The organism is Rhodococcus quanlei (genome assembly GCF_055231015.1).
The window spans coordinates 92,457-117,389 of the sequence record NZ_JBUYWD010000008.1 but is presented as its reverse complement, the minus strand read 5'-3'; the positions used below and the strand labels follow the sequence as shown (position 1 = coordinate 117,389).

20 protein-coding genes are annotated in these 24,933 nt (G+C 64.8%); 12 read left to right on the top strand and 8 right to left on the bottom strand.

Annotated elements, in window-relative coordinates:
* Positions 1-154 precede the first annotated feature (154 nt).
* From ACZI8Q_RS06435 to ACZI8Q_RS06425, 3 genes are all read left to right on the top strand, one after another.
* On the top strand, positions 155-739 hold the full coding sequence (locus ACZI8Q_RS06435; RefSeq protein ID WP_463372845.1) for an AMIN-like domain-containing (lipo)protein: 585 nt from the start codon (positions 155-157) through the stop codon (positions 737-739).
* 84 nt (positions 740-823) lie between these two features.
* Positions 824-2,800 (top strand): ABC transporter ATP-binding protein, encoded by a 1,977-nt coding sequence (locus tag ACZI8Q_RS06430; protein ID WP_463372680.1) that lies wholly within the window; start codon positions 824-826, stop codon positions 2,798-2,800.
* A 94-nt stretch (positions 2,801-2,894) separates the two neighbouring features.
* Complete coding sequence (locus ACZI8Q_RS06425; RefSeq protein WP_463372679.1) at positions 2,895-3,524, top strand: hypothetical protein; 630 nt, start codon at positions 2,895-2,897, stop codon at positions 3,522-3,524.
* Between the two features lie 71 nt (positions 3,525-3,595).
* Here ACZI8Q_RS06425 and ACZI8Q_RS06420 read toward each other — a convergent pair whose 3' ends face one another.
* Entirely contained in the window at positions 3,596-5,359 is a 1,764-nt protein-coding gene (locus tag ACZI8Q_RS06420) for a DEAD/DEAH box helicase (protein ID WP_463372678.1), read from the bottom strand.
* Between the two features lie 107 nt (positions 5,360-5,466).
* On the opposite strand from ACZI8Q_RS06420, the gene ACZI8Q_RS06415 reads away from it, so the two are divergent.
* The 5 genes from ACZI8Q_RS06415 (at position 5,467) to ACZI8Q_RS06395 (ending at position 12,999) form a co-directional block, all read left to right on the top strand.
* On the top strand, positions 5,467-6,264 hold the full coding sequence (locus ACZI8Q_RS06415) for a carbon-nitrogen hydrolase family protein (protein ID WP_463372677.1): 798 nt from the start codon (positions 5,467-5,469) through the stop codon (positions 6,262-6,264).
* 102 nt (positions 6,265-6,366) lie between these two features.
* Positions 6,367-6,987: a phosphoribosyltransferase gene (locus tag ACZI8Q_RS06410; RefSeq protein WP_463372676.1), complete on the top strand. Its 621-nt coding sequence runs from the start codon at positions 6,367-6,369 to the stop codon at positions 6,985-6,987.
* A gap of 73 nt (positions 6,988-7,060) precedes the next feature.
* Positions 7,061-7,579, top strand: coding sequence for a hypothetical protein (locus tag ACZI8Q_RS06405; RefSeq protein ID WP_463372675.1), 519 nt, complete (start codon positions 7,061-7,063; stop codon positions 7,577-7,579).
* 119 nt (positions 7,580-7,698) lie between these two features.
* The gene (locus ACZI8Q_RS06400; protein WP_463372674.1) at positions 7,699-9,486 is read left to right on the top strand and encodes an AMP-dependent synthetase/ligase; all 1,788 of its coding nucleotides are present in this window, start codon (positions 7,699-7,701) and stop codon (positions 9,484-9,486) included.
* A gap of 36 nt (positions 9,487-9,522) precedes the next feature.
* Entirely contained in the window at positions 9,523-12,999 is a 3,477-nt protein-coding gene (locus ACZI8Q_RS06395) for a TM0106 family RecB-like putative nuclease (RefSeq protein WP_463372673.1), read from the top strand.
* Here the strand turns inward: ACZI8Q_RS06395 and ACZI8Q_RS06390 are convergent.
* Together ACZI8Q_RS06390 and ACZI8Q_RS06385 are read right to left on the bottom strand one after the other, a co-directional pair.
* A complete protein-coding gene (locus ACZI8Q_RS06390) occupies positions 12,986-14,164 on the bottom strand; it encodes an amino acid deaminase/aldolase (protein ID WP_463372844.1) in 1,179 nt (392 codons plus the stop codon). The genes ACZI8Q_RS06395 and ACZI8Q_RS06390 overlap by 14 nt on opposite strands.
* 60 nt (positions 14,165-14,224) lie before the next feature.
* The gene (locus ACZI8Q_RS06385; RefSeq protein ID WP_463372672.1) at positions 14,225-14,875 is read right to left on the bottom strand and encodes a TetR/AcrR family transcriptional regulator; all 651 of its coding nucleotides are present in this window, start codon (positions 14,873-14,875) and stop codon (positions 14,225-14,227) included.
* A gap of 77 nt (positions 14,876-14,952) precedes the next feature.
* On the opposite strand from ACZI8Q_RS06385, the gene ACZI8Q_RS06380 reads away from it, so the two are divergent.
* A complete protein-coding gene (locus ACZI8Q_RS06380) occupies positions 14,953-16,266 on the top strand; it encodes a D-arabinono-1,4-lactone oxidase (RefSeq protein WP_463372671.1) in 1,314 nt (437 codons plus the stop codon).
* 50 nt (positions 16,267-16,316) lie between these two features.
* Here ACZI8Q_RS06380 and ACZI8Q_RS06375 read toward each other — a convergent pair whose 3' ends face one another.
* The 3 genes from ACZI8Q_RS06375 to ACZI8Q_RS06365 form a co-directional block, all read right to left on the bottom strand.
* On the bottom strand, positions 16,317-17,285 hold the full coding sequence (locus ACZI8Q_RS06375; protein ID WP_463372670.1) for an adenosine deaminase: 969 nt from the start codon (positions 17,283-17,285) through the stop codon (positions 16,317-16,319).
* Complete coding sequence (locus tag ACZI8Q_RS06370) at positions 17,282-18,481, bottom strand: class I adenylate-forming enzyme family protein (protein ID WP_463372669.1); 1,200 nt, start codon at positions 18,479-18,481, stop codon at positions 17,282-17,284. The genes ACZI8Q_RS06375 and ACZI8Q_RS06370 overlap by 4 nt, the downstream gene beginning before the upstream one ends.
* A gap of 103 nt (positions 18,482-18,584) precedes the next feature.
* Positions 18,585-19,406 (bottom strand): enoyl-CoA hydratase/isomerase family protein, encoded by an 822-nt coding sequence (locus tag ACZI8Q_RS06365; protein ID WP_463372668.1) that lies wholly within the window; start codon positions 19,404-19,406, stop codon positions 18,585-18,587.
* A 42-nt stretch (positions 19,407-19,448) separates the two neighbouring features.
* On the opposite strand from ACZI8Q_RS06365, the gene ACZI8Q_RS06360 reads away from it, so the two are divergent.
* Positions 19,449-20,846: an FAD-binding oxidoreductase gene (locus ACZI8Q_RS06360; RefSeq protein ID WP_463372667.1), complete on the top strand. Its 1,398-nt coding sequence runs from the start codon at positions 19,449-19,451 to the stop codon at positions 20,844-20,846.
* On the opposite strand, the gene ACZI8Q_RS06355 is transcribed toward ACZI8Q_RS06360, so the two are convergent.
* Both ACZI8Q_RS06355 and ACZI8Q_RS06350 read right to left on the bottom strand, forming a co-directional pair.
* Positions 20,788-22,335, bottom strand: a complete 1,548-nt coding sequence (locus ACZI8Q_RS06355) for an MFS transporter (protein ID WP_463372666.1) — start codon at positions 22,333-22,335, stop codon at positions 20,788-20,790. The genes ACZI8Q_RS06360 and ACZI8Q_RS06355 overlap by 59 nt on opposite strands.
* Positions 22,332-23,006, bottom strand: coding sequence for a PadR family transcriptional regulator (locus tag ACZI8Q_RS06350; RefSeq protein WP_463372665.1), 675 nt, complete (start codon positions 23,004-23,006; stop codon positions 22,332-22,334). The genes ACZI8Q_RS06355 and ACZI8Q_RS06350 overlap by 4 nt, the downstream gene beginning before the upstream one ends.
* 109 nt (positions 23,007-23,115) lie before the next feature.
* Here ACZI8Q_RS06350 and ACZI8Q_RS06345 point away from each other — a divergent pair, with 109 nt between their 5' ends.
* Together ACZI8Q_RS06345 and ACZI8Q_RS06340 are read left to right on the top strand one after the other, a co-directional pair.
* Positions 23,116-23,829, top strand: coding sequence for a GNAT family N-acetyltransferase (locus tag ACZI8Q_RS06345; protein WP_463372664.1), 714 nt, complete (start codon positions 23,116-23,118; stop codon positions 23,827-23,829).
* A 44-nt stretch (positions 23,830-23,873) separates the two neighbouring features.
* Entirely contained in the window at positions 23,874-24,920 is a 1,047-nt protein-coding gene (locus ACZI8Q_RS06340) for a glutathione S-transferase family protein (RefSeq protein WP_463372663.1), read from the top strand.
* Positions 24,921-24,933 lie beyond the last annotated feature (13 nt).

The window sequence follows — 24,933 nt, the reverse complement described above, 5'->3', positions numbered from 1 at the left end:
CTGGTGACGCACGCACCGATCGACGTCACCTGGTGACGCACGCACCGATCGACGTCACCTGGTGACGCACGCACCGATCGACATCACCTGGTGACAACAACCCGAGCGCACGTCGGTCGATCACTTGCGACCCCTGCGGGCTTACGATCGGATGATGACTCGGACGACACCCAGGCGCCTTGCCCCACTCGCAGCGATAGCCGCGTGCGCGCTCGTGCTCGGCGGTTGTGCCGAGAACGAATCTGCCACCACCGCGGCATCGTCCGTGCTGCCGACCACCACTGCCGCGAACGACACGGCCCCCACCGACACCTCACCGAAGGAGTCGCAGAGTTCTCCCGATGCCGCTCTGTCGGTCACCGACATCCGCGTCGGTGAGCACGAGGGATTCAACCGTGTCGTGTACGAACTCGGTGGCACCGGAACCCCCGGATGGAACGTCGAGTACGTCGACGTCGCCACTCAGGACGGCAGCGGCCGTCCCATCGACGTCGGCGGACAGGCGATTCTTCAGGTGCGGATCACCGGTTCCGCCTACCCCTTCGACAGCAAGGTCGAACCGTACTCCGGACCGGACCCGGTCGCCGGCATTCCGGGCGGCGTGGTCACCGATGTCAACGGCGCTCTGGTGTTCGAGGGCGTCACTCAATCGTTCATCGGAGTCTCCGAAAAGGGACGACCGTTCTCGGTTCACGCACTTACCAGCCCGGCCCGCGTGGTGGTCGACATCGCCACGTGACTTGACCTGAAGTTCACTTCAGGTTCTACGGTCGGTGTCAGAGCCCTCCCCTAGCGTGGGAGACGAGCGATGAGGAGCACCGGCATGAGCATGGAAGTCACCGCGTGGAACGCGATGTACAACGCGATGCATGCACAGGAGGACCGACGTCCTTTCTCGCGGGCAACACTGCGCCGAATCGGAAGGTTCGCTTCACCGCACCGCCGTAGTCTCATCTGGTTTCTACTGCTCAGTGTGGCCACGGCGGCACTCGCTGTTGCCACACCGGTACTCGCCGGACGGGTCGTCAACGCCATCGTCGACGGTGACGACGTGGGTCTGGTGGTTCGCCTCGCCATGTCGATCGCGGGTATCGCACTGCTCGAAGCCGTTCTCGCGCTGGTGACGCGCTGGTTCTCCTCGAGGATCGGCGAGGATCTCATCCTCGACCTGCGCACCGCAGTCTTCGATCACGTTCAACGTATGCCGGTCGCGTTCTTCACCCGCACGCGCACCGGCGCGCTGGTGAGCCGCCTCAACAATGATGTGATCGGCGCTCAACGAGCGTTCAGCGACACCCTGTCCGGCGTCGTCAGCAACATCGTCACGCTGATCATCACGCTGGTCGTGATGATGGGAATCTCGTGGCAGATCACGCTGTTCGCGCTCCTTCTGCTTCCCATCTTCGTGCTGCCCGCCCGTCACATGGGTGCCCGGCTCGCGCAGCTCAATCGCGAGGCCGCCAACCACAATTCGGTGATGAGTACGCAGATGACCGAACGATTCTCGGCACCGGGCGCGACGCTGGTGAAATTGTTCGGCCGACCGTCCGAGGAGTCGACCGAGTTCGCGGTCCGTGCTCGCCGGGTACGCAACATCGGGGTCCGGACCGCCATGTTGCAGGCGGTATTCGTCACGGCACTCACTCTCGTCTCCGCGCTGGCACTCGCACTCGTCTACGGACTGGGAGGGTTCTATGCCCTGCGCCAGGTCCTGGACGCCGGCGCGGTCGTGGCGATGGCCATGCTGCTGACCCGCCTCTATTCACCTCTCACGTCGTTGGCCAGTGCACGCATGGATGTGATGAGTGCCCTCGTCAGCTTCGAGAGAGTCTTCGAGATTCTCGACCTCGAGCCCCTGATCCAGGAGAAGGACACCGCGGTCCCCGTTCCGGCCGGACCTGCCTCGGTCGAATTCGAGAACGTCGAGTTCGCCTATCCTTCCGCCGAGCGAGTGTCGCTGGCTTCGCTCGAGGAAGTCGCGTCGCTGGACACGCGCGGCGGCGTCGAGGTGCTGCACGGCCTCTCGTTCCGGGCCGAGCCGGGGCAGATGGTCGCGCTCGTCGGTTCGTCCGGCGCAGGAAAGTCCACCATCGCACAGCTCGTCCCGCGACTCTACGATGTCGACCACGGTTCGATCGAGATCGCAGGAGTCGACGTCCGCGACGTCACAACCGATTCGCTGCGAGCCACCGTCGGCATGGTCACACAGGACGGCCACCTGTTCCACGACACGGTTCGGGCCAATCTTCTCCTGGCCTATCCGGAAGCCACGGACGACCAATTCGCCGACGTGCTCGAGCGGGCACGACTCACCGACCTCGTCGCATCGTTGCCGGCCGGACTCGACACCGTCGTCGGCGAGCGCGGCTATCGACTGTCGGGTGGCGAACGACAACGGTTGACCATCGCGCGACTTCTCCTGGCCCACCCCCGCGTCGTCATCCTGGACGAGGCGACCGCACACCTCGATTCCACCTCCGAAGCGGCAGTCCAGGAGGCGCTCGGCGAGGCTCTGGTGGGGCGAACCTCCATCGTGATCGCACACCGACTGTCCACCGTGCGTGCCGCAGATCTGATTCTGGTGATCGAAGCGGGCCGAATCGTCGAACGCGGAACGCACGACCAGCTCCTGGCACGCCGCGGACGCTACGAACAGCTCTATCGCACGCAGTTCGACGAGGGGGCCGGCACCGAGCGGGACGCGAGCTCCGACACCGAGCGGGACGCGAGCTCCGACACCGAGCGGGACGCGAGCTCCGACACCGAGCGGGACGCGATGTTGGCCCGGTCACGCACCTGATCCTGACGTTCGGGTAAGTTCTCCGCGGGCGTTCGATGTCGGGGACGGCCACGAGTCGGGACCGGCCCCAGGTGGGGGCAATGAGGAGTAACACGTGCACGTCGAGGGTCGGATACTGCGCATGCTCGCCACTGGCGCAGTAGCGATCGCAGTCCCACTTGCCCCGCCAGGTCAGGCATCGGCCAGTCCCTTCACTCCCGACCTGTCGGGTATCCCCGATCCACCGGGCGTGGGGACCATCCACGACAAGGCCGAAGGCGCGGCGGCTCACTCGGCACTGCAGGCCCTCACGACCTCACCGGAACTCGCCGACGTAGCGGACGAGCACACACCGTTCTTCTACACCGCGCCCACTCTCGGCTGCGGACCGAGCGCGCCCGTCACCGTGACGATGGCCCCGAACACCGACCCTGTGGTTCACGGGGACAAGGTCAGCTTTCAGGCGCTGTCCGCGTACCCCGGCGTCGTGACGACGTCCCTGCTGAGCGTTGCGTGGATCAACACCACCACGGGGGCCGGCGGAATCGACGCGCTCGACGAGACCACCGCAGGTGGCTACCCGTCACTGTCCACGACAGTGCACACCGGTTCGGGCACGGTGGTAGCGGTCCTCTTCGGCACGGTCAATTACGCCACGGCCGCATGTCACGTGCTCCCGACAGTGGGATCGTTCTTCGTTCCCGAGGACGGTCCGCTACCGGCCGAAGTCGCAGCACGGAAATAGCAGCCGACGTCGACACCGCGGAACCGCGACATTCCACACCGCGGAACCGCGAGTCGAACCGAACTACCGAACTAATTGCGCGGCTTGCGCTTTCCGTCGCGATCACGTTTGAAACGCCCCCCGCCGCGGTCGTCACGCCCAGCACGACCCGGTCGGCCGCTGGGCGGACCCTGATCGGGTTGAAGCTGAATCAGGACGCCCGAGATGCGGGTGCGACGCAACGCCTCGAGGGTTTCGCGTGGCAGGTCGGCCGGCAGTTCCACGAGACTGTGGTCGGGCCGGATACTGATGTGCCCGAAGTCGCTGCGACGCAGTCCACCCTCGTTCGCGATCGCTCCGACGATGGCGCCTGGGACGACACGATGCCGTTTACCGACCGCGATGCGGTACGTCGACAGTTCCTGCTCCCCCGGCCCACGCGAGCGCTTCCGCGGTCCCTCGTCGAACCGGCGTGCCGGACGCTCACGGGACTCGCGTTCACGGCGCGGTGGAGGCGGCGGCTCGGGATCCATCAAGAACGCGTCGCCGTCGAGAGACTGCACGGCCAGAGCCGCAGCGATATCCGCGAGCGGGACATCGTGCTCACGCTCGTAGTCCTCGATCATCTTGCGGAACAACGCCAGGTTGTCCGAAGTGAGGCTCTCGGTGATCGAGTCGCCGAACTTGGCGACGCGCTGCGTGTTCACATCCTCGACGCTCGGCAATTGCATCTCGGCAAGGGGCTGACGAGTGGCGCGCTCGATCGCCTTCAACAAGTGACGTTCACGCGGGGCCACGAACAACAGTGCATCGCCGGCACGACCGGCACGACCGGTGCGTCCGATGCGGTGCACGTACGACTCGGTGTCGTGCGGTATGTCGTAGTTGAGCACGTGCGAGATGCGTTCGACGTCGAGGCCACGGGCAGCGACATCGGTGGCCACCAGAATGTCGAGGGCACCGTTCTTCAGTTGACCGATCGTGCGCTCGCGTTGGGCCTGCACGATGTCACCGTTGATCGCCGCGGCCGAGAATCCTCGTGCGCGCAGACGCTCCGCGAGATCCTCGGTCGCCTGCTTGGTACGAACGAAGATGATCATGGCTTCGAACGTCTCGACCTCGAGGATGCGAGTGAGCGCGTCGAGCTTGCGCTGATGCGCCACGAGCACATATCTCTGCGCAATGTTGGAGGCCGTCGACGTCTTGGACTTGACGGTGATCTCGATCGGGTCGTGCAGGTACTGCTTGGAGATCTTCCGGATCGCGCCCGGCATGGTGGCCGAGAACAGCGCGACCTGCTTGTATTCCGGGGTGTCGGAGAGGATGCGCTCGACATCCTCCTGGAAACCCATCTTCAGCATCTCGTCCGCCTCGTCGAGCACGAGGTACGCGAGCTTCGAGATGTCGAGCGTGCCCTTCTCGAGGTGGTCGATGACACGCCCCGGCGTCCCCACCACCACGTGCGCGCCGCGACGCAAACCGGAAAGCTGAACGCCGTACGCCTGGCCGCCGTAGATGGGCAGCACATGCAAGCCGGGAATGTGTGCGGAGTACTTCCCGAAAGCCTCGGCGACCTGCAAAGCGAGCTCACGCGTCGGTGCGAGAATCAACGCTTGCGGAGACTTTTGCGACAAGTCGATTCGGGAGAGAATCGGCACCGCGAATGCAGCCGTCTTACCGGTACCGGTCTGCGCAAGACCGACCACGTCGTTACCGGCGAGAAGTGGCGGAATGGTGGCCGCCTGGATCGGTGAGGGCGACTCGTACCCCACGTCGGACAATGCCTTCAACACCCGATCATCGATGTCGAGGTCGGCAAAGGTGGGGTTCTCGGGGGTCTGCTCGTTCTCACTCATTGACCAGCAGTTTAGTGCACGATCAACTACTCGACGGACGGCCCGCGCAAATCTGCCGCAAACAGTGACGGATGCCATCTCACATTTGCTCGCATAGCGTGGTGATCATGGTCGAGGTTGCGGTCGCTCAGTTCGGTCCAGGTCAGGACAAGCAGGAGAACCTGCGCGTGGTGCGGGCGCTCGCACAGGAAGCGGCCGAGGGGGGCGCCCAATTCGTCGTCGCACCCGAGTACTCGATGTTCACCGCACCGCGCGTCGACGAACGTATCGTCGCCGCAGCCGAGCCACTCGACGGTGACTTCGTCACCGGTCTTGCAAACGTTGCCGCTGACCTGAATCTCCACCTCGTTGCCGGTGTCGCAGAGAAGCTGTCGACAGACGACCGCATCTCGAACACCCTCGTCACGCTGTCCCCTGCCGGCGACCTGGTGGCGGTATACCGCAAAATGCACCTGTACGACGCGTTCGGATTCACGGAATCGGAGGTCATCCGCCCCGGTGAGATCGGGAACCCCGAGACGTTCACGATCGACGGCCTCACCTTCGGAATGCAGACGTGCTACGACCTTCGCTTTCCTGAGACCACCCGGCACCTCGTCGACGCCGGTGCGGACGTCCTGGTACTCCCGGCGCAATGGATCCCCGGCCCGCTCAAGGAGGATCACTGGACGACGCTGGTACGGGCGCGAGCGATCGAGAACACCGTCTACGTGACAGCGGCCGACCAGTGCGGGCGCAGCGGTGCGGGAAACAGCATGATCGTCGACCCGATGGGTGTGGTCTGTGCATCTCTCGGAGAATCGCCGGGCGTCGTGCGCAGTTCGCTCACAGCGCATCGGCTACGTGAGGTTCGGGAAAAGAACCCGGCGCTCGAGCTCCGCCGGTTCCGCGTCGCCGCTCGCTGACCGGATCGACCCACGCCTCGACCCGCCCCGAGCGCGGGCGCCGACCACCATCGGCGAGTAGCGTCGATATCAGAAGCTTGTCGACATCGGAGATATCGACAGATGCACTACTCCGACCGAACCGCAGCGGGACGCACACTGTGCGACTCGCTCACTCATCTGCGGGGGGTCGACGTCGTGGTACTGGCTCTACCTCGCGGCGGCGTCCCCGTCGGTCGAGAGGTGGCACTCGCCCTGCACGCGCCATTGGATGTTCTGGTGGTCCGAAAATTGGGCCTGCCCTGGCAGCCCGAGTTGGCGATGGGCGCAATCGGTGAGGGCGGGACCCGCGTGATGAACGACGACGTCGTGCGGCATTCGCGGGTCTCTCCCCTGGCATTGAAGAAGGTCGAGGCCGACGAGCGTCTCGAACTGGCCCGGCGTGCCCGCGTACTCCGGGGCGGACGCCCACGCATCGAACTGCACGGACGAACCGTCGTCCTCGTCGACGACGGAATGGCCACCGGAGCCACCGTGGCGGTTGCCTGCCGTTCGGTCCGCGCCGAGAAGGCCGATCGGGTGATCGTCGCCGTCCCCGTGGCCTGCCCCGAGGCCGTGCAGCGGGTGAACGTCGTCGCGGACGAGGTCGTCTGCCCCTGGCTCCCGACCGATCTGGGCGGTGTCGGCGCCGCATACGACGACTTCCATCAACTGACCGACACGGAAGCCAGCAATCTTTTGTAGCCGAACTGCAACATTTCGTCCGACCGCGCCGATACATCCTCCAGAGCACGAAGTACTGCACCTGGAGGATCTCGTGACCACCTCGACCGACGCACCGGACGCACTCGGAACCGACTACCGGCACAGCCTCGCGCTGTGCATCATCGAATCGGTTCAGTCTCATCTCGGACACGACGACATCGGGGTCGTCGACCGATATGTCGCATACCGCCGTGCGCGTCACGAACAGCCCGTCACGGACGGCGCCCGCGCATTGCTGCGGACATTCGAAGAGGTGGGCAGCTCCGACCAGTGGGCCGGCAAGGTCGCCAGCTACAAGCGTCGCTACTCCGCTACGGGCGTCCCGATCGAGGCACGGCACATCCAGCAGGCCGCGGCACTCCTGTACGACCGCCGGATCGACAGCATCGGCGACCTCGTCGACGCCGCACGCGATCAGGCAGCGCTCGAACAGATTCACGACGCGTGGCTCGAGGCCTGCGGCGCCGGCGGGGACGCCACGTGGTCGCATTTGATGACCCTGGCCGGCATCGGACTGCCGCGGCGGACCGTCGACAGCCCACCCAACCAGGTATCGATGCAGGCCGCATAGCGCCCATTTCCCCAGGCTGCCGGTGAAAACACCCATATCGGACAGTGGCGGTGGTGCGAAAGCGCCGAGAATGTGATCGAATGCACACTCGTCATGATGATTCAGAGGATGGGGTAGAAGTGCGTGAATTCTCGGTACCGCAGTCGTTCTCGATCCCGGAGGACGCCTCGATGGCGGACACCGCGTTCCGGCACGCGAGCGAAGACCCGAACTTCGTTCCGTTTCAGCGTCGGCAAGGCTCGGAATGGGTGAATGTCACCGCCGCCGAGTTCGCGGCGCAGGTCTCGGCAGTGGCCAAGGGCCTGATCGCTTCGGGCGTCGAACTGGGTGACCGCGTCGGACTCTTGTCGGCCACCAGGTACGAGTGGGTCGTGTTCGACTACGCCATCTGGACGGCCGGTGGCTGCACGGTTGCCATCTACGAAACGTCCTCTCCCGACCAGGCCAAGTGGATACTCGAAGACTCCGCCACCTCACTCCTCGTCCTCGAGAACCAGGCCCAGGCAGACAACCTCGAAACGGTGACATCCGGGGCCGAGGCCTTGCGTGAGGTTCTGCAGATCGACGGCGGTGCCATCGACGATCTCACGGCTCGCGGCGCGTCCGTCACGGACGAGCAGCTGCACGAACGCCGCCACCAGGTGCGTGCATCGTCGCCGGCCACCCTCATCTACACGTCCGGCACCACGGGAAAGCCCAAGGGCGTGCAGCTCACCCACTCCAACTTCTACGCGGAATCGGCGGCGGTGAGACTGGCGTTGGGCGATGCGATGGTGCCGGGCAAGCGCACCCTGATGTTCCTCCCGCTGGCCCACGTGTTCGCTCGCGCCATCTCGTTCGGCGCTTTCGACGCCAAGGTAACGGTGGCCCACACCGCCGATCTGACGACCCTGCTCGATCAGTTCGCCGAGTTCAAGCCGAACTTCATCCTGTCGGTCCCCCGCGTGTTCGAAAAGGTCTACAACTCTGCCAAGCAGAAGGCGTACGACGGCGGCAAGGGCAACATCTTCGAGAAGGCATCGGCCACCGCCATCGCCTGGAGTGAAGCTCAGGACAAGGGCGGCGCGGGACTGGGCCTCAAGCTCAAGCACGCGCTGTTCGACAAGCTGGTCTACGCGAAGCTGCGGGCAGCCCTCGGCGGTGAATGCGATCGTGCGGTCTCCGGCGGTGCGGCACTCGGTGCCCGCCTCGGTCACTTCTTCCGTGGTGTCGGCATCCCCGTCTACGAAGGCTACGGACTGACCGAGACGAGCGCGGCATTCTCGGTGAACACCACCGCGAGCCAGAAGATCGGGACCGTCGGCAAGCCGGTCAACGGTCACGCCGCCAAGATCGGCGAAGACGGCGAACTTCTCGTGCAGGGTCCCGTCGTGTTCGGCGGCTACTGGCACAACGACCAGGCCACCGCGGACTCGATCCGGGACGGCTGGTTCCACACGGGCGACCTCGGTGCGATCGACGAGGAAGGGTATGTCTCGATCACCGGCCGCAAGAAGGAGATCATCGTCACCGCCGGCGGCAAGAACGTCGCACCGGCTGTGATCGAGGACGCCATCCGTGCGCACCCGCTGGTCAGTCAGTGCCTGGTGGTCGGAGATGCCAAGCCGTTCATCGGCGCCCTCATCACCCTCGACGAGGAAACCCTTCCGGGGTGGAAGGAGCGCAACAACGTTCCGGAGGACACTCCGGTCGCAGACGTCGTGAAGAACCCCGACCTGATCGCGGAGATCGATGCCGCGGTGGCCGAGGGCAACAAGAAGGTCTCGAGCGCCGAGCAGGTCAAGAAGTACCGCCTCCTGACCGTCGACTTCAGCCAGGAGACGGGCGAGCTGACCCCGACTCTGAAGCTCAAGCGCAACATCATCCACAAGGAGCACGGGGCCGAGATCGAGGCGCTCTACGCCTGACATTTCGTTGTCGGTGGCCGGTGGCACAATCGGCGCATGTTCGTACTCGACGATTCGATCGTCTACAGCGCCGCTGATCTCACCTCCGCTGCGGCCTGTGAGTTCGGGCTGCTGCGGCGTCTCGACGCCACGCTGGGGCGTATAGAGGCCACCCCCACCGAGGACGACGCGATGCTGACCCGAACCTCCGGGCTCGGTGACGCACATGAACGAGCGCACCTACGCCGTCTCCAAGATCGTTTCGGAGACGGCGTAGTCGTCATGGAGCGTCCCGGGCACGATCGTCAGTCGTTGTTCGACGCAAACCTGGCCACCGTGAACGCGGTCCGATCCGGTGCGGACGCCGTCTACCAAGGCACGTTCTTCGACGGTCGCTTTCTCGGATTCTGCGACTTCTTGGTGCGCGAGACGGATTCGGTCGCCGTTTACGACACGAAGCTGTCCCGGCATGCGCGCGTTCCAGCTCTCCTGCAACTGGCCGCCTACGCGAACGCCTTGGCGAACAACGGGATCGCCGTCTCTCCCGAGGTTCATCTCCTGCTCGGCGACGGAACCGTCACCGAGCACTCGTTGGGCGACATCAGCCCCGTGTTCGACGCGCGCAGATCCGCCCTCGAGCAACTCCTCGACACCCACCATCGCGGCGACCGGGCAGCGGAGTGGGGCGATCCGCGCCATACGGCGTGCGGACGCTGCGATACCTGTGCGCCGGAATTGGAGAAGCATCGAGACCTCATGCTGGTGGCCGGAATGCGCTCGATGTCGCGGTCGCGAATAGTGGCGGGCGGGGTCACCACCATCGACGAACTCGCGACACATCACGGCAAGATCGACGGCATCCACGCACGCACCCTCGCCGGCCTGCGGGAGCAAGCCGATATTCAACTGCGCCAGGAACGTTCCGGGAAACCCGAATTTCACGTCCACTCCCCCGAGGCATTGTCCGCGATCCCGGCGCCGGATGACGGCGACATCTTCTTCGACTTCGAAGGCGATCCGTTGTGGACCGAGGACGGATCGACGGACTGGGGACTCGAGTATCTGTTCGGTGTGGTCGAGGGAACAGCCGACCAGTTCACGTTCACACCGTTCTGGGCCCACGACCGTGCACAGGAACGCGCCGCGTTGATCGACTTTCTCGATTACGTCACCGACCGTCGACGCCGGTATCCGGACATGCACGTCTACCACTACGCGGCCTACGAGAAGTCGGCGTTGCTGCGCCTCGCCGGACGGCACGGGGTGGGAGAGGACGTGGTGGACAACCTCTTACGTGACAACATTCTCGTCGATCTGTACCCGGTGGTGCGCGGTGCACTCAGAATCGGCGAACGCTCCTACAGCATCAAGAAGCTCGAACCCCTGTACATGGGTGAGCACAACCGCGGCGGTGACGTCACCGACGCCGCGGCGTCGGTGGTCGCCTACGCCGATTACTGCACACTTCGTGACGACGACAAACATGACGAGGCCGACGCTTTACTGCAAGGGATCGCGGACTACAACGAGTACGACTGCGAGTCCACTCTGCGCCTACGCGATTGGCTACTGGCGCAGGCCGAAGAGCATTCGATCTCCCCACGTTCGGGCGGTCAGGAATCGCTCGCCGTCGTGGAAGAGCCTTCTCCCACCGAGACGGCGCTACGCGACTTCGCCTTCGATACGGACGCCGCGGGCACGGCTGCCGAGTCCGACAACAGGCGCGCCGCTGCCCTGATGTCAGCTGCGCTCGGCTACCACAAGCGTGAACGGAAGCCGTTCTGGTGGGCGCACTTCGACCGTTTGGAGGCATCGGCAGATTTGTCCGACGTACGCGACGTGCTGCTGGTCGGCTCGGCGCACGTCGAGCAGGAGTGGCACAAGAGTTCGCCGCGACAACGGAAGCTTCGCCGCCACACCAGCCTGGTGGGCCGGTTCGGGACCGGCAGCACCGTCGGCGCAGGCTCCACCATGTACGCCCTGTACGACACCCCCGCCCCCGATGCGGTTGCCGGCGAGAATGCGCATCTTCGGGGCACCTGCACCGCGAAGGTCGTCTCGGTGGGCAAGGACGAACAACGTAGGGACGTAGTGGTGGTCGAGGAACTCCTCAGCGGCGACGAATACGGGGACCTGCCGATGGCACTGACACCTGGGCCGCCGATCACCACCGACCGTATCGAGACCTCCATTCGCGATGCCGCCGCGCGGACGGCATCGTGCCTGCCGGATCTGCCCCGCACCGCCGCCGTCGATATTCTGCGCCGCGTCGATCCACGCACCCTGAGTGGTCGACCGGTGCCCGTTGCCGACGGCAACGATTACATCACTGCGATCACCGAAGCAGTTCTCGACCTCGACGACTCTTATGTCGCCGTGCAAGGGCCACCGGGAACAGGAAAGACGTTCACCGGCGCACGCGTGGTCAAGACACTTGTAGAACAGCATCATTGGCGTATCGGCGTCGTCGCACAATCACACGCGGTCATCGAAAACATGCTCCGGGGTGTCATCAAGGCGGGTCTCGACTCCGAACTCGTCGGCAAGAAGGACGGGCGCGGACGCGACACACCGTGGACCGACCTCGAGTCGAAGGAATACCCTGGGTTTCTGGAACGGTCAGCGGCCACCGGATGCGTGATCGGTGGTACGTCATGGGATTTCGCCAACACCGACCGTGTTCCTCCGGAGTCGCTCGACCTCCTGGTGATCGACGAGGCCGGACAGTTCGCGCTGGCCAACACCATTGCTGTGAGTGTGGCTGCACGCAACCTGCTGCTACTCGGAGACCCTCAGCAGTTGCCGCAGGTCAGTCAGGGCACTCACCCGGAGCCCGTGGACGAATCCGCACTCGGTTGGCTGGCGGCCGGACACGGCGCCCTTCCCCCGGAACGTGGGTACTTTCTCGAGCGAACATGGCGAATGCACCCCGCACTGTGTGCCCCGGTTTCGGCGCTGTCGTACGAAGGCCGTCTGCGCTCCCAGGAATCCGTCTCCGGCGCACGCATTCTCACGGGCGTCGAGCCGGGTGTGCACCCCATTTACGTCGACCATCGAGGTAATGCGACGCAGTCCCCCGAGGAGGCAGACGAGATCGTCACCACCGCCACCAAGTTGCTGGGACTGCACTGGTCCGATCCACACGAGAAGATCGCACACCATCCGCTGAGTGAATCGGACATCCTCGTCGTCGCCCCGTACAACGCTCAGGTCGCCCTCGTCGAACGGCGTCTGGCAGCAGCGGGCCTCGGCGGAATCGAAGTCGGAACCGTCGACAAGTTTCAGGGTCGCGAAGCACCCGTCGTCATCGTCTCCATGACGGCATCCGCCGTCGAGGATGTGCCGAGAGGCATGTCGTTTCTGCTGTCACGGAATCGACTCAATGTGGCGGTGTCCCGCGCGAAGTGGGCGGCCTTCGTGGTTCGGTCGATCGCGTTGACCGAATATGTGCCCACCACACCCGAGTCGCTGATGGACCTCGGCGCATTCATGCGGCTCACGGCGCACGGAACGACGACGATCAACCGAAGTTGAGACCCTCGCCGCGGTACGTCGGAACGGTGTTGTGCGACCCGTCCGAATCGACCATGTGGACCACATTGAACCGCTCACAGAGCTCACCCGCCTTGGCGTGCCGGAACCAGACGCGATCACCCACCTCGATATCGCCTGCCGCAGAGCCTGCCACCGGGGTCTGCACCTCGCCTGCACCCTCGTTACGCAGTAGTTTCAACCCGCCGGGCCATACCGGCGACGGAGCCCTCGTCTTGCCGGTCGGACCCGACGCTATGTAGCCGCCGCCGAACAGTGTGGTGATCTTGGAAGTTGGTTTCCGCACTGCCGAAAGGGCGAAGTACAGAGCAGGCCGCGGACGGAACGCACGGTAGCGATCGAACAGGGTGGGCGTGTACAACCCCGAGCCCGCCGTCACCTCGGTTACTGCGGGATCGGCGGAGCTCACCTCGAGCGATCCCGTACCACCGCTGTTGACGATCTCCAGTTCGCCGACCACGGACTGCACTGCGTCGACAACAGCCTGCCGGCGTGTGGACAGCTCTTTTGCCGACGCCCGTTTCATCCATTCGACAGGCGGCGAGGTGTCGGGCACTCCAGCGATCTGGGCTTCGTAGAACATCAATCCCACAACGGCGAAGTTCTGTTCGGCGGCTTCTCGCGCCAGCGCCGCCACTGCGGCCGGGTCCCGAAGCGGGGATCGGCGCACTCCGATGTGGATCGGGCCGATCCGCAAAGACGCGTCGACATCGAAACACACCCGCGGACGCACCGTCGCGGTTCCTGCGGCATCGCGGATCAACCCGAGGTGCGCGGAAGAGTCGATCATCAAAGTGATGCGCTCGAGGAGCGCGGAGTCGTGTGCGAGCTCCGACAGCGCGGCGCGGTCTGCTGTGGGATAACCCATCAGGATGTCCCGTGCACCCGACCTCGCCAGCCAGATTGCCTCGCGCAAGGAATACGCCATGATTCCCCGAAACCCGTTGGCTTCGGTCAGTCCAGCCCCCAGCGCCATCTCGAGGACCGCACGGCAGCGCACGGATTTGCTCGCCACACGAACGGGAGTGCCACCGGCGCGCTGCACCAGATCTTCCGCATTGGCGCGAAGCGTGGGTACATCCACTGCAGCCAACGGCGGATCGAAAGTCTGCGTCGCTGCCATGAGTCGGTCGAGTGTCGGCGTCATCATTCGTCCAATCGTCGCGGATACAGCAGAGTCAACCATCGAGTTGGACGAATGTCCAGTTCAATCCGTTCGGTTCTCCACAGCCTTCGACGCGACGACCTGCACCATGTCGTCGAGCGCCACGGTCATGGCCTCGCCGTCGCGATCGACCAGCCAACGCAGCACCAACCCGTCGAGCATCGCGAGAGCGAATCGGGCGATGGCTGTAACCGGTTCCGTCCAACGCACGTTGGTCCTGTTTGCACACTCCTCGAAGAAGAGCACGGCCTCCTCGTCCATGGTGCGGTATTGCACGGTCGCGATCTCTCCGATCCGAGGTTCGCCCGCTCCGCGGTGCCGCAAGGCCTGTGCGGTGATCTCGTACGTCAGCAACTGACGATCCGGGGTGGCTTCGAGAAGTGGCCACATGGCACTGATCCCGATATGCAGCAGCGCGCGCAGGCCCGATACTCCGGTCAACTCCGGAGCGTAGTGAACCTGACCGAATGCGGACCGAAGCGACTCGCTCAATTGCAAGACGATCGCCTCGCCCATCGCCCCGAGGAGTGCCGCTTTGCTCTCGAAGCAGTAATGCACCACCCCGAGAGACACGCCAGCCTCTTCGGCTACTGCACGCACCGTCACCGAGGACACGCCACTCTGCTCGGCAATGGCCAGCGCCGATTCCACCAATTGTGCGCGACGTTCACTCGCCGGAAGCCTGTTCAGCATGTACCGATCCTAGAACGCCGGGCCCGAACCGCAGCGCATATTTGCCTGGACGCTCGTCCAAGTCCATGATGTGATCCATGGCAGTGAAAACGTGGCACAACTGGGCAGGCACCCAATCGGCTACCCCGCACCGATTCGAAACACCACAGTCGGTGTCCGAACTGCAGTCCATCGTGCAGGATGCCGCACGCCGCGGACTGCACGTAAAAGCCGTTGGAGCTGGGCATTCGTTCACGGGAGTCGCCGTCACGGACGGCGTCCTGATCGGCCTGGACGCACTGTCCGGCATCGAATCGGTCGACCTCGTCGACGGCGGCGCGGACGTCACGGTCCTCGCCGGTACCCGTCTGCATGATCTCAACGAGTTGCTGTGGCATCGCGGACTCGCCCTCACCAATCTCGGCGATATCGACGTGCAGTCCATCGCCGGCGCGATTTCCACAGGTACGCACGGCACCGGCGCCGGTTTCGGTGGACTCGCCACCCAGATCGTCGGCCTCCAGATCGTGCTGGCGGACGGTTCCGTGGTGGATTGTTCGGCCACCGAGAACGTAGACCTCTTCGAGGCCGGACGCCTCGGGCTCGGCGCCGTCGGAATCCTCTCGATGATCACCCTCCGCTGCGTGCCGAGTTTCGCGATGACCGCAGTCGAGGCTCCGGAATCACTCGACGACACCTTGGCCCGAGTCGATTACGACCGCGAGTTCGTCGACCACTTCGAGTTCTACTGGTTCCCGCACACGCGCCGCACCCTCACGAAGCGCAACACCCGGATGCCCGGGAACATCCCCACCACCCCGACCCACCCCGTGCGCGCCTACATCGAGGACGAACTGCTGTCCAACGTTGCCTTCGAGGGCATCAACAGGTTCGCCGCACTCGCACCCAAAGCGATCCCGTTCGTCAATCAAGTGACGTCCCGCGTGTTGAGCGCACGTGAGTTCACGGACCACAGCCACCGCGTATTCGCCTCACCACGTCGGGTCCGGTTCCGTGAGATGGAGTACGCGATCCCGGTCGAATCGATCACGGATGTTCTCTCCGAGATCGACAGCTGGCTCGAGAAGTCCGAGTTCACGGTCGCTTTCCCGGTCGAGGTGCGATTCGCCGCCGCAGACGACGTCTGGCTCTCGACCGCCAACGGCAGGGACACCGCATACGTGGCCGTGCACCAGTATCACCGGCGAGACCATCGGCGGTATTTCGACGCCGTGGAACAGATTGCGAGAGCAGTGGATGGACGCCCCCACTGGGGCAAGATGCACAGCCGTACTGCAGACGATCTCCGGCCGACGTACCGGAATTTCGACGACTTCCTCTCGGTACGAGACGTATACGATCCGGGCCGGATGTTCCAGAACTCATACCTGCAACAGGTCCTCGGAGACTGACGGACGCTGCCACCGCGACCGGACGCGCTCGGGGGCCTGTGCATTCGAGTTCACTGCGCGGCGAGTAGTTCCGACTTACGCGCCTCGCTCGCAAACGACGCTCGAATCGAGTTGCGAGCGAGGATGTCTCGTTCGTCTTCGGTCAGATCAACACCGTCGCGCAGTGCAGCGAAGTTGTCGTCGACATAGCCACCGAAGTACGCGGGATCATCGGAGTTCACGGTGACGATCAACCCCTCCGTCATCATGCGGCGCACCGGGTGCACACTCACCGTGTCGACCACCCGGAGCCGGACGTTCGACAGCGGACACACCGTCAGCGGAATCTGCTCGTCCACCAACCGGCGCACGAGTTCGGGATCTTCGAGGGCCCGTACGCCGTGATCGATGCGCTCCGCGCCGAGCAGGTCGAGCGCCTGCCAGATGTACTCGGGCGGTCCCTCCTCGCCGGCATGCGCGACCGTGTGCAGACCTTCTGCCCGTGCTCTCGCGAAGACGTCCTCGAACAGCGACGGTGGATTCCCGACTTCCGCCGAATCGAGGCCGATGCCGATGATCGGTGCGCGCATCGCCAACAGATCTGCCAGCATGTCGACGGCCTCCCGGACCGGACGGTCACGCAACACGGCCGCGATCACACCGCTGCTGAGCCCGAACTCGCGTTCGCTCGCCGCGACTGCGTCCATGATCCCGTCGACGACAACCCCGAGGGGCACGCCACGAGCCATGTGGGCCTGCGGATTGCAGAAGATCTCGGCGTGGGCGACACCGCTCCGAGCCGCCCGCGCAAAATAGGCGCGGGTGAGGTCGGCGAAATCTTGCTCGGTACGCAGCACCTGCATGTTCGCGAAATAGAGATCGAGGAACGACTGCAGATCGGTGAACTCGTACCGCGAACGAAGGTCGTCGATGTCGCGGTACGGCAAGGCTACCGAATTGCGTTCGGCCAGCTCGAAGATCAGGTCGGGTTCGAGCGAACCCTCGATGTGCATGTGCAACTCGGCGACCGGGGGACTCATGCGACCGCCTCTCCCGTCGTGATCCGGACGAAGCCGTCACCGTCGATCGACGCGGAATCGCCTGTGTGGAACCATCCTCCGGTGAAGGTCTTCGCCGTCTGCTCCGGCCGATTCCAGTAGCCTCGCGCGACACCCGGGCCCCGGCAGAGCAGCTCCCCGTGACCACGGTCGGCATCGCGCCCGTGCAGCGCCACTTCCATGCCCCCGAACGCGAGTCCTACGGTGCCGGCGTGGCTGAGGCCGCACTCGTCGGGGAGCACCAACCCGACACCACAGGTCTCGGCCATTCCCCAGCCGGCGCGGTGTTTTGCGGAAGGGAATGCGGCGCGCAGCACCTTCGTGTCCTCCGCGACCGCACCGCTGCCGCTGTAGTCGATCCATCGCACCGCACGACGGCCGAAGTCGGTGACGTCGTGCGAGTCGAGCGCGGTCAGCAGCGTAGCCGCTGTGGCGGTGAGGACGTCTGCTTCGCTCGACCACCAGGCCTGGACTTCGGTACTCGTGGTGAGGACGGCTGTTCCCCCGATCACCAGCGTGGAGAGCAGTTCGACAACCGCGTTCACCGTCTCGAGATCAGGATCGACCAAGAGATTGCGGATTCCTCCGGTGCCGAAACACCACAGGTGTACGACGGATTCGATACTCGACAGCAGGTTCTCGTTGGTGAGTTCGACGCCCGTGACCGAACGTGTAGCGCAGGTGTAGGCAAGCAATGCCATCTCGTCCGGTGCAGCGCCGTCATCGATGAACGGCACATCCTCGGGGAGGTCCGCGGCCAACGTAAGCACCGACCCGCTGTCCGCCTCCACCTGCCTGATGCGGGTGCGATCCCAGGCCGGATTCACCATGACCGGGACTCCGCCCGCGAGGACGACGCCGAGGAAGGCTTCTACCCAGCGCACGCCCACCGGCTGACGAACCGCGACGCGATCACCGATCTCCACACCGTGCGCTTTCAGGCCACCTGCCACGTGCGCTGCGGACTGCCACAACTGCGCGTAGGTCATGGTCCTGCCACCGAGTTCCTCCACTGCAACCCGATCGGCGAAGCGGTGCACAGCGACGTCCAGCAACTCCGACAAAGATGGGTCGAGGCCTCCGTACCGCAACAATCCATCGCGGCCGCGCACCATCGCACGATCCCCGAAGAACTGTCGACTGTTCGGATACTCCACAAACGATGACAAAATCCGCACCTCCGCACACGATCGGTACCGAAGACTATATGACGCAGCTCACAGTTCGTCGTGTTCCCGGCGCGCGTGCGGGTCTTTACCGAGCCGGACCGAGCAATTCAGCTCACCGTCCCGTGTACTCGGCCTTGCCCGGTCCCACGTCGAGGAAGCTGCGAACCGCACCGATCAGGTCCGCTGTCTCGAACAGGTCTCCCGAGACGGTCGGCGTCACGGAGTCCGCGTGCGCCACACCTCCGGACCTCCACGCCTCCACGATCTGCTTGGTTGCGGCATGCGCTTTCGTCGGACCGTCTGCCAGCCGGGCAGTGAGGGAGCGTGCGGCGGCATCGACGTCGTCGTGCACGGCATTGACGACACCCCACGAGTGCATCGTGGCCGCGTCGTAGAGATCCCCGGTCATCACCAACTCACGGGCTCGGCCCGACCCTGCGCGCTCGGCCAGTCGCTGCGGTCCACCCATCGACGGCGTCAGCCCGACCACCGTTTCGACGAGCCCGAACTTCGCCTTGGGCGACGCCAGAATGATGTCGCAGGCCAGTGCGATCTCGAACGCTGCAGTGAGGGTGAGTCCGTGTGCGGAATAGACCACCGGGCAAGGCAATGCCTCGAGGGGGTGACACACCTCGGCGAACAGGCCCTCCCACAGTTGTGTCCCCTGCTCCGCGTTCAACCCGGCGAACACGTTGACGTCGACACCCCCGGAGACGACCTTGCCCTCGGCGCGCAGGAGCACGGCACGGGGCGGGTTGGCAGTCAACTCGGCAATGCGTGCCGCCACCGAGGCGAACATGTCTGCATCGAACAGGTTGAGCGGACCGTGCGCGAACGTCAGGGTCGCCACGTCCGCGCCTGCGTCCGTAGTGGTTCGTTCGAGACGGGTGGGCTGATCGGTCTGCGAAGGCTCGCTTGTGCTGGAGTCGTCCATGGTGGAAAGAGTGCCACACGACGCGGGCCTACGATCGGGAGTATGACCGACGATCATGCCTGCGCGGCAGACCTGCACGATGCGCTGGTCGCTGTCGTCGGCGAAGGGCATGTGACCACCGATCGGGACGTACTGGCGTCACTGTCCACCGATCACACAGGGCGGTGGTCCGGCCGGGCCTGCGCTCGCGTTCGCCCCGCCGATGCCGCCGAGGTCTCGTCGGTCCTCGACGTCTGCCGAGCGCACGGCGTCAAGGTCACGGTTCAGGGCGGACGTACGGGTCTGGTGGCAGGAACCGTGCCCGAGCACGACGACGTCCTCCTGTCCACGGACCGACTCGTCGACATCGGCGAAGTGGACCGCGAAGAGTTGCGGGTCACCGTGGGCGCGGGAGTCACCCTCGCACAGCTGCAGAAGGTCGCGACCGATGCCGGATTGCTGTTCGGCGTCGACATCGCCTCCCGCGATTCGGCGACCGTCGGGGGAATGGTGGCAACCAACGCCGGCGGTCTGCACACGGTGCGCTTCGGAAACATGTCCGCCCAGGTGACAGGACTCGAGGTGGTCCTGCCCGACAGCACGATCGTGCGACGGCACCCGCAGGTGCGTTCGGACAACAGCGGATACGACCTGCTGTCGCTGTGGACCGGCAGCGAAGGCACCTTGGGCGTCGTGACAGCCGTCGACGTACGGCTTCGGCCCGAACCCTCCCACCGGGTATGCGCCCTGGCCGGTTTCGACTCTCTCGAGGACGTGATCGCGGCCGGGCGCACCCTGCTGTCGTCGGACGGAGTGGACGCACTCGAACTGATCGACGGCCGTGGATTGCAACTCGCACACGAGCATCTGGGCGCCGACGTGCCCACCGGCCCGCCCTGGTTCGTTCTGGTCGAGTTCTCCGGCAACCGCGATCGCACCGATGAACTGGCGACCGCGCTGTCACGGTGTGCTGTTCGCGGCGAGCCCGCGGTCGGTATCGACACGGCCGGACGTCAACGTGTCTGGGCTGCCCGAGAAGTGTTCGCGGACCTCGTCGGATTGTTCGGGCCGCCCGTCAAATTCGACGCAGCACTACCGGCGGACGCATTGGCCGACTTCACCCGCGAAGCGGTGCCAGTCGTCGGCGAACTCGTCCCCGACGCCATACCGATTCTCTTCGGCCACCTCGGCGAGGGCAACATCCATTTCAACGTGTTGCGGTGCCCCGACGACGCAGCCCTCTACCCGGAGATCCTCGATCTCGTTCGGAAGCATCGTGGGAACGTCAGTTCCGAACACGGGGTGGGCACCCTCAAACGCAATTACCTCGATCTCTCGTTGACGCGTGCGGACATCGCGGCGATGTGGACGCTCAAGTGTGCCTTCGACCCCGAGAACTTCCTCAATCCTGCAGTGCTCTTTCCTGATTCGTTTCGGTTCCGTGATCCGCGTCGACCCTAGCCGTGTGGGTCGCCCGGACCGGGCGGGCAAAGAACACCGCGCACACGAACCCGACCAGCAAGACTGCCGCAGGTAACCACATGGATTCGGACATGGCGGTACTGAACGGTTCACGCACGAACTCCGGGAGCTGCCCGATCGCCGACTCCTCGCCACCGCCATCGATTCCTCCGGCCGCCAGTCGTGCCGTGATGAGAGCTCCCATCGCGGCGCTGCCCAGGACAGCACCGGCCTGACGGGTGGTGTTGTAGACACCAGCGCCCGCACCCGCTTTCTGCGGCGGGAGGTTGTGTGTCGCGGTGGCGGCCAGCGGAGACCAGATGCAGGCATTGGCAAAGCCGATGAGTCCGATCGGCAGCAACAGTTCCCACACCTGCGACTGTGGAGTCATCACCGTGGCCAACCAGGCCAGTGCGATCGCGAAAAGGAGGAAGCCCGTCCCGGCGATGTACCGCGGATGGGTGCGATCGACCAGCCTGCCGACGAACGGCGCGAACACACCCGTCAAGACCGCCATCGGAATGAGCAGCAACGCCGAGGTGGTGGGCGACATGCCCCGAACCGCCTGTGTGTAGAACATCAGCGGCAGAACCATGGCGGTGATCGCGAAGCCCATCGTCGTGATCGCCACGTTCGCGAGCGAGAAGTTGCGGTCCGCGAACAGACTCAACGGCACCAACGGTTCGTTCCGGTTCCGCGACTGGTACCAGACGAATACGCCGAGGATCACCAGTCCCGCCGCGATCGATGCCAGTACGAGCCCCGACCAGTCGTAGCTGCTTCCCTCCTGGATTCCGAACACCAGGAAGAACATGCCCGCAGCGCTCAGGATCACACCCGGAATATCGAACTTGTGGGAGTTCGTAGGCAGTGCCGGTACCAGACGCCAGGCCATGACGAATGCGATCACACCGACAGGGACGTTGACGATGAAGATCCATTCCCATCCCAGGCTGTCCACGAGGACACCACCGGCCAGCGGACCGACCAGGGTCGCGACACCGGCCACCGCACCCCACAGCCCCATCGCGGTGCCACGGCGGTCCGGCGGGAAAGTGCGGGTGATCACTGCCATGGTCTGCGGGGTCATCAACGCCGCACCGAAGCCCTGGAACACGCGGGCCACGATCAGCATCTCGATCGTTCCCGACAGACCACACCACAGTGACGCGCCGGTGAAGAGGACCAACCCGATCAGGTAGACGTTCTTCGGACCGAAGCGATCACCGAGCCGTCCCGTGACGAGCAGCGGTACGACGTAAGCGAGAAGGTATGCGCTCGTCACCCACACGACGCTGTTGATGTCGGCCTGCAGGTCGTTCATGATCGCCGGATTGGCCACGGCGACAATCGTGCTGTCGACGAGAATCATGAAGAATCCGATGACCAGCGCCCACAACGCCGGCCAGGGATTGCGTTCGGTGATCTGGTCCGATTGCGTACTGCCCTCTTGTGTACTGCCTTCGGAGTGCACACTGCCTGTTGTCATGTTGTTCCCCCTGTTCGTGTGACGGTTCGACCGCCCGTGTGTTCGCCCCTGAAGCGAACCGATTCCGCTATTTTGTCGATGAGTTCGGGAGAGAGCCAGGGAGTTTTCCCCGACGCCAACTCGTCCGTCAGATCGACGAGCCAGTCCCGTTCGGCACGGGCGAGAACCTGCAGGTACTCGTCGCCGAACCGGAAGATGCGGGGCAGGTTCGCCTCGTCCGCGAGTGTCCACGTCTCGGAGACCGCGTCGATCTCGGCGGTCAACGCATCGATGCGCCGGCGCAGCAATCCGACGACGACGTCGACCGGAAGATTGTGCGCTTCGGCCAAGGCAACGGGGAAACGCGGGTACTCGTTGACCGGCGACTCGAGCATCTCGCGGAGCGCGGCCTCGAGCGCGTCGCGGCCCGCGTCGGTGATCTCGTAGGTGGTGCGCTCCGGGCGCCTTCCCTCGCGGTCCGTCCCGACGACGCGCACCAACGCGTCTCGTTCGAGCCTGTCCACTGCGTGATACAGCGAGCCGCGCCGAATCTTCACCAGTCGGTCACCGCGCCGGAACTGGGCCAGTTGGTACATCTCGTACGGGTGCATGGGGCGTTCGCCGAGCAGCCCGAGAACGGTGAGCGCAAGCGGAGTCGGAGCCGGCACTTCCCGGTTGGTCCCAGCGCTCATGCCACCTCCTCAGACACCTATCCCATCTGGGATAGTCCGTTAGGACTATACGCCCGTCGGACTGGTCCGGCAATGCCGATTCGTTTCCCGTTCTCGATACCGTGGATGGATGGATCAGCATCAACTCGCCATCGCGCGCCTCGCCTGGGCACGTGCCCTCGGACTGGGCGACGACGCCCTGACGACCTCGGGCGTTCGGTCCTCGGACACACCCCCGGGAACGAGCGCCCTGTCGTTCCTTCGCCTCGGCGACGTCTGCACCGTCGTCGGACCCACCCGGTTGACCGCGACGATGAACGACGGACGTCTCGCGGACCTCGCCGACCCCGCCGCACTTCTCGCCTCGAGCGACGATCCCTCCGCCCGGTGCACAGGGCCCGAGGTACTGCTTCTCGCGGCCGACTACACCGGCCCGCCTCCAGACCCGGACGACGAACAACCCCTGGTGTCGAACGATTCCGCCCAGGCCCGCGCCGTCGCCGATCTGTGCCCTCCCGACGACGTCACCGAATCCGCAGTGGGGCACCTCGAGACCGTCTTCACTCTCCTCAGCGACGACGAGACCCCCATTGCCACAGCGGGATACTCCGAATTCGAAGGGTTCGTAGCCGATGTCGGCGTGCTGACGACACCCGATCAGCGCCGGAAAGGCTTCGCGTCCGTCATCGGTCGCATCGCCACCAACGACGCTCTCGACGGCGGACTCGTTCCCCAATTCCGGGTACACCGAGACAATTTCGCGGCTCGCGCGCTGGCGCGCACCCTCGGCTACAGCGAAGTTGGTATGCACACGTCTGTGAATGTTCAACCAGATACGGGGTAGGCTGCGTGCCGGACGGCCGCCACCGCAGACGGAGATGATGCACTATGACCGACACCGCCCCCCACGAAGGCGAATGCGCTCAGCAGGGCACCTACGTCGAGCCCGGCGCGGCGTTCAAGAGGGACACCAACTACATCGAAACCCGGATAACCGCCGACGGTCGTGACGGCTATCCGGTCGAACCAGGCCGCTATCGCCTCGTCGTGGCACGCGCATGTCCCTGGGCCAACCGCGCGATCATCGTTCGCCGCCTACTCGGTCTCGAAGACGTTCTGTCGATGGGCATTTGCGGCCCCACCCACGACAAGCGGAGCTGGACCTTCGATCTCGATCCCGGCGGGGTCGACCCCGTCTTGAAGATCCCGCGCATCCAAGATGCCTATTTCGCCCGCGACCCCGAGTACCCGCGAGGCATCACGGTTCCGGCGATAGTCGACATCCCCACCGGGCAGGTGGTCACCAACGACTACCCACAGATGACGTTGGACCTGTCGACGGAATGGACGCAGTACCACCGCGACGGCGCCCCCGACCTGTACCCCGAAGATCGCCGTGGCGAGATCGACGAGGTCGCCGATCTGGTGTTCCGTGATGTCAACAACGGCGTGTACCGCTGCGGTTTCGCCGGATCGCAGGAGTCGTACGAGAAGGCCTACGACCGCCTGTTCTCGCGCCTCGACTGGTTGACCGAGAGGCTGGCAGGGCAGCGATTCCTGGTGGGCGACACCATCACCGAGGCCGACGTTCGGCTCTTCACAACGCTCGCACGGTTCGATTCCGTCTACCACGGCCACTTCAAGTGCAACCGCAGCAAGCTCTCCGAAATGCCGGTGCTGTGGGACTACGCGCGCGACCTGTTCCAGACTCCCGGGTTCGGTGACACCATCGATTTCACGCACATCAAGGCCCACTACTACGTGGTCCACCGAGACGTGAATCCCAACGGAATCATCCCCAAGGGACCGGATCTGAAGAATTGGCTCACCCCGCACGGGCGCGAGAAGCTCGGTGGGCGCCCATTCGGAGCGGGCACACCACCGCAGCCTCCGAAACCGGACGAGGTGATTCCGGCGTCACACCGGGCCGCCTGAGACGGGCGGCCTG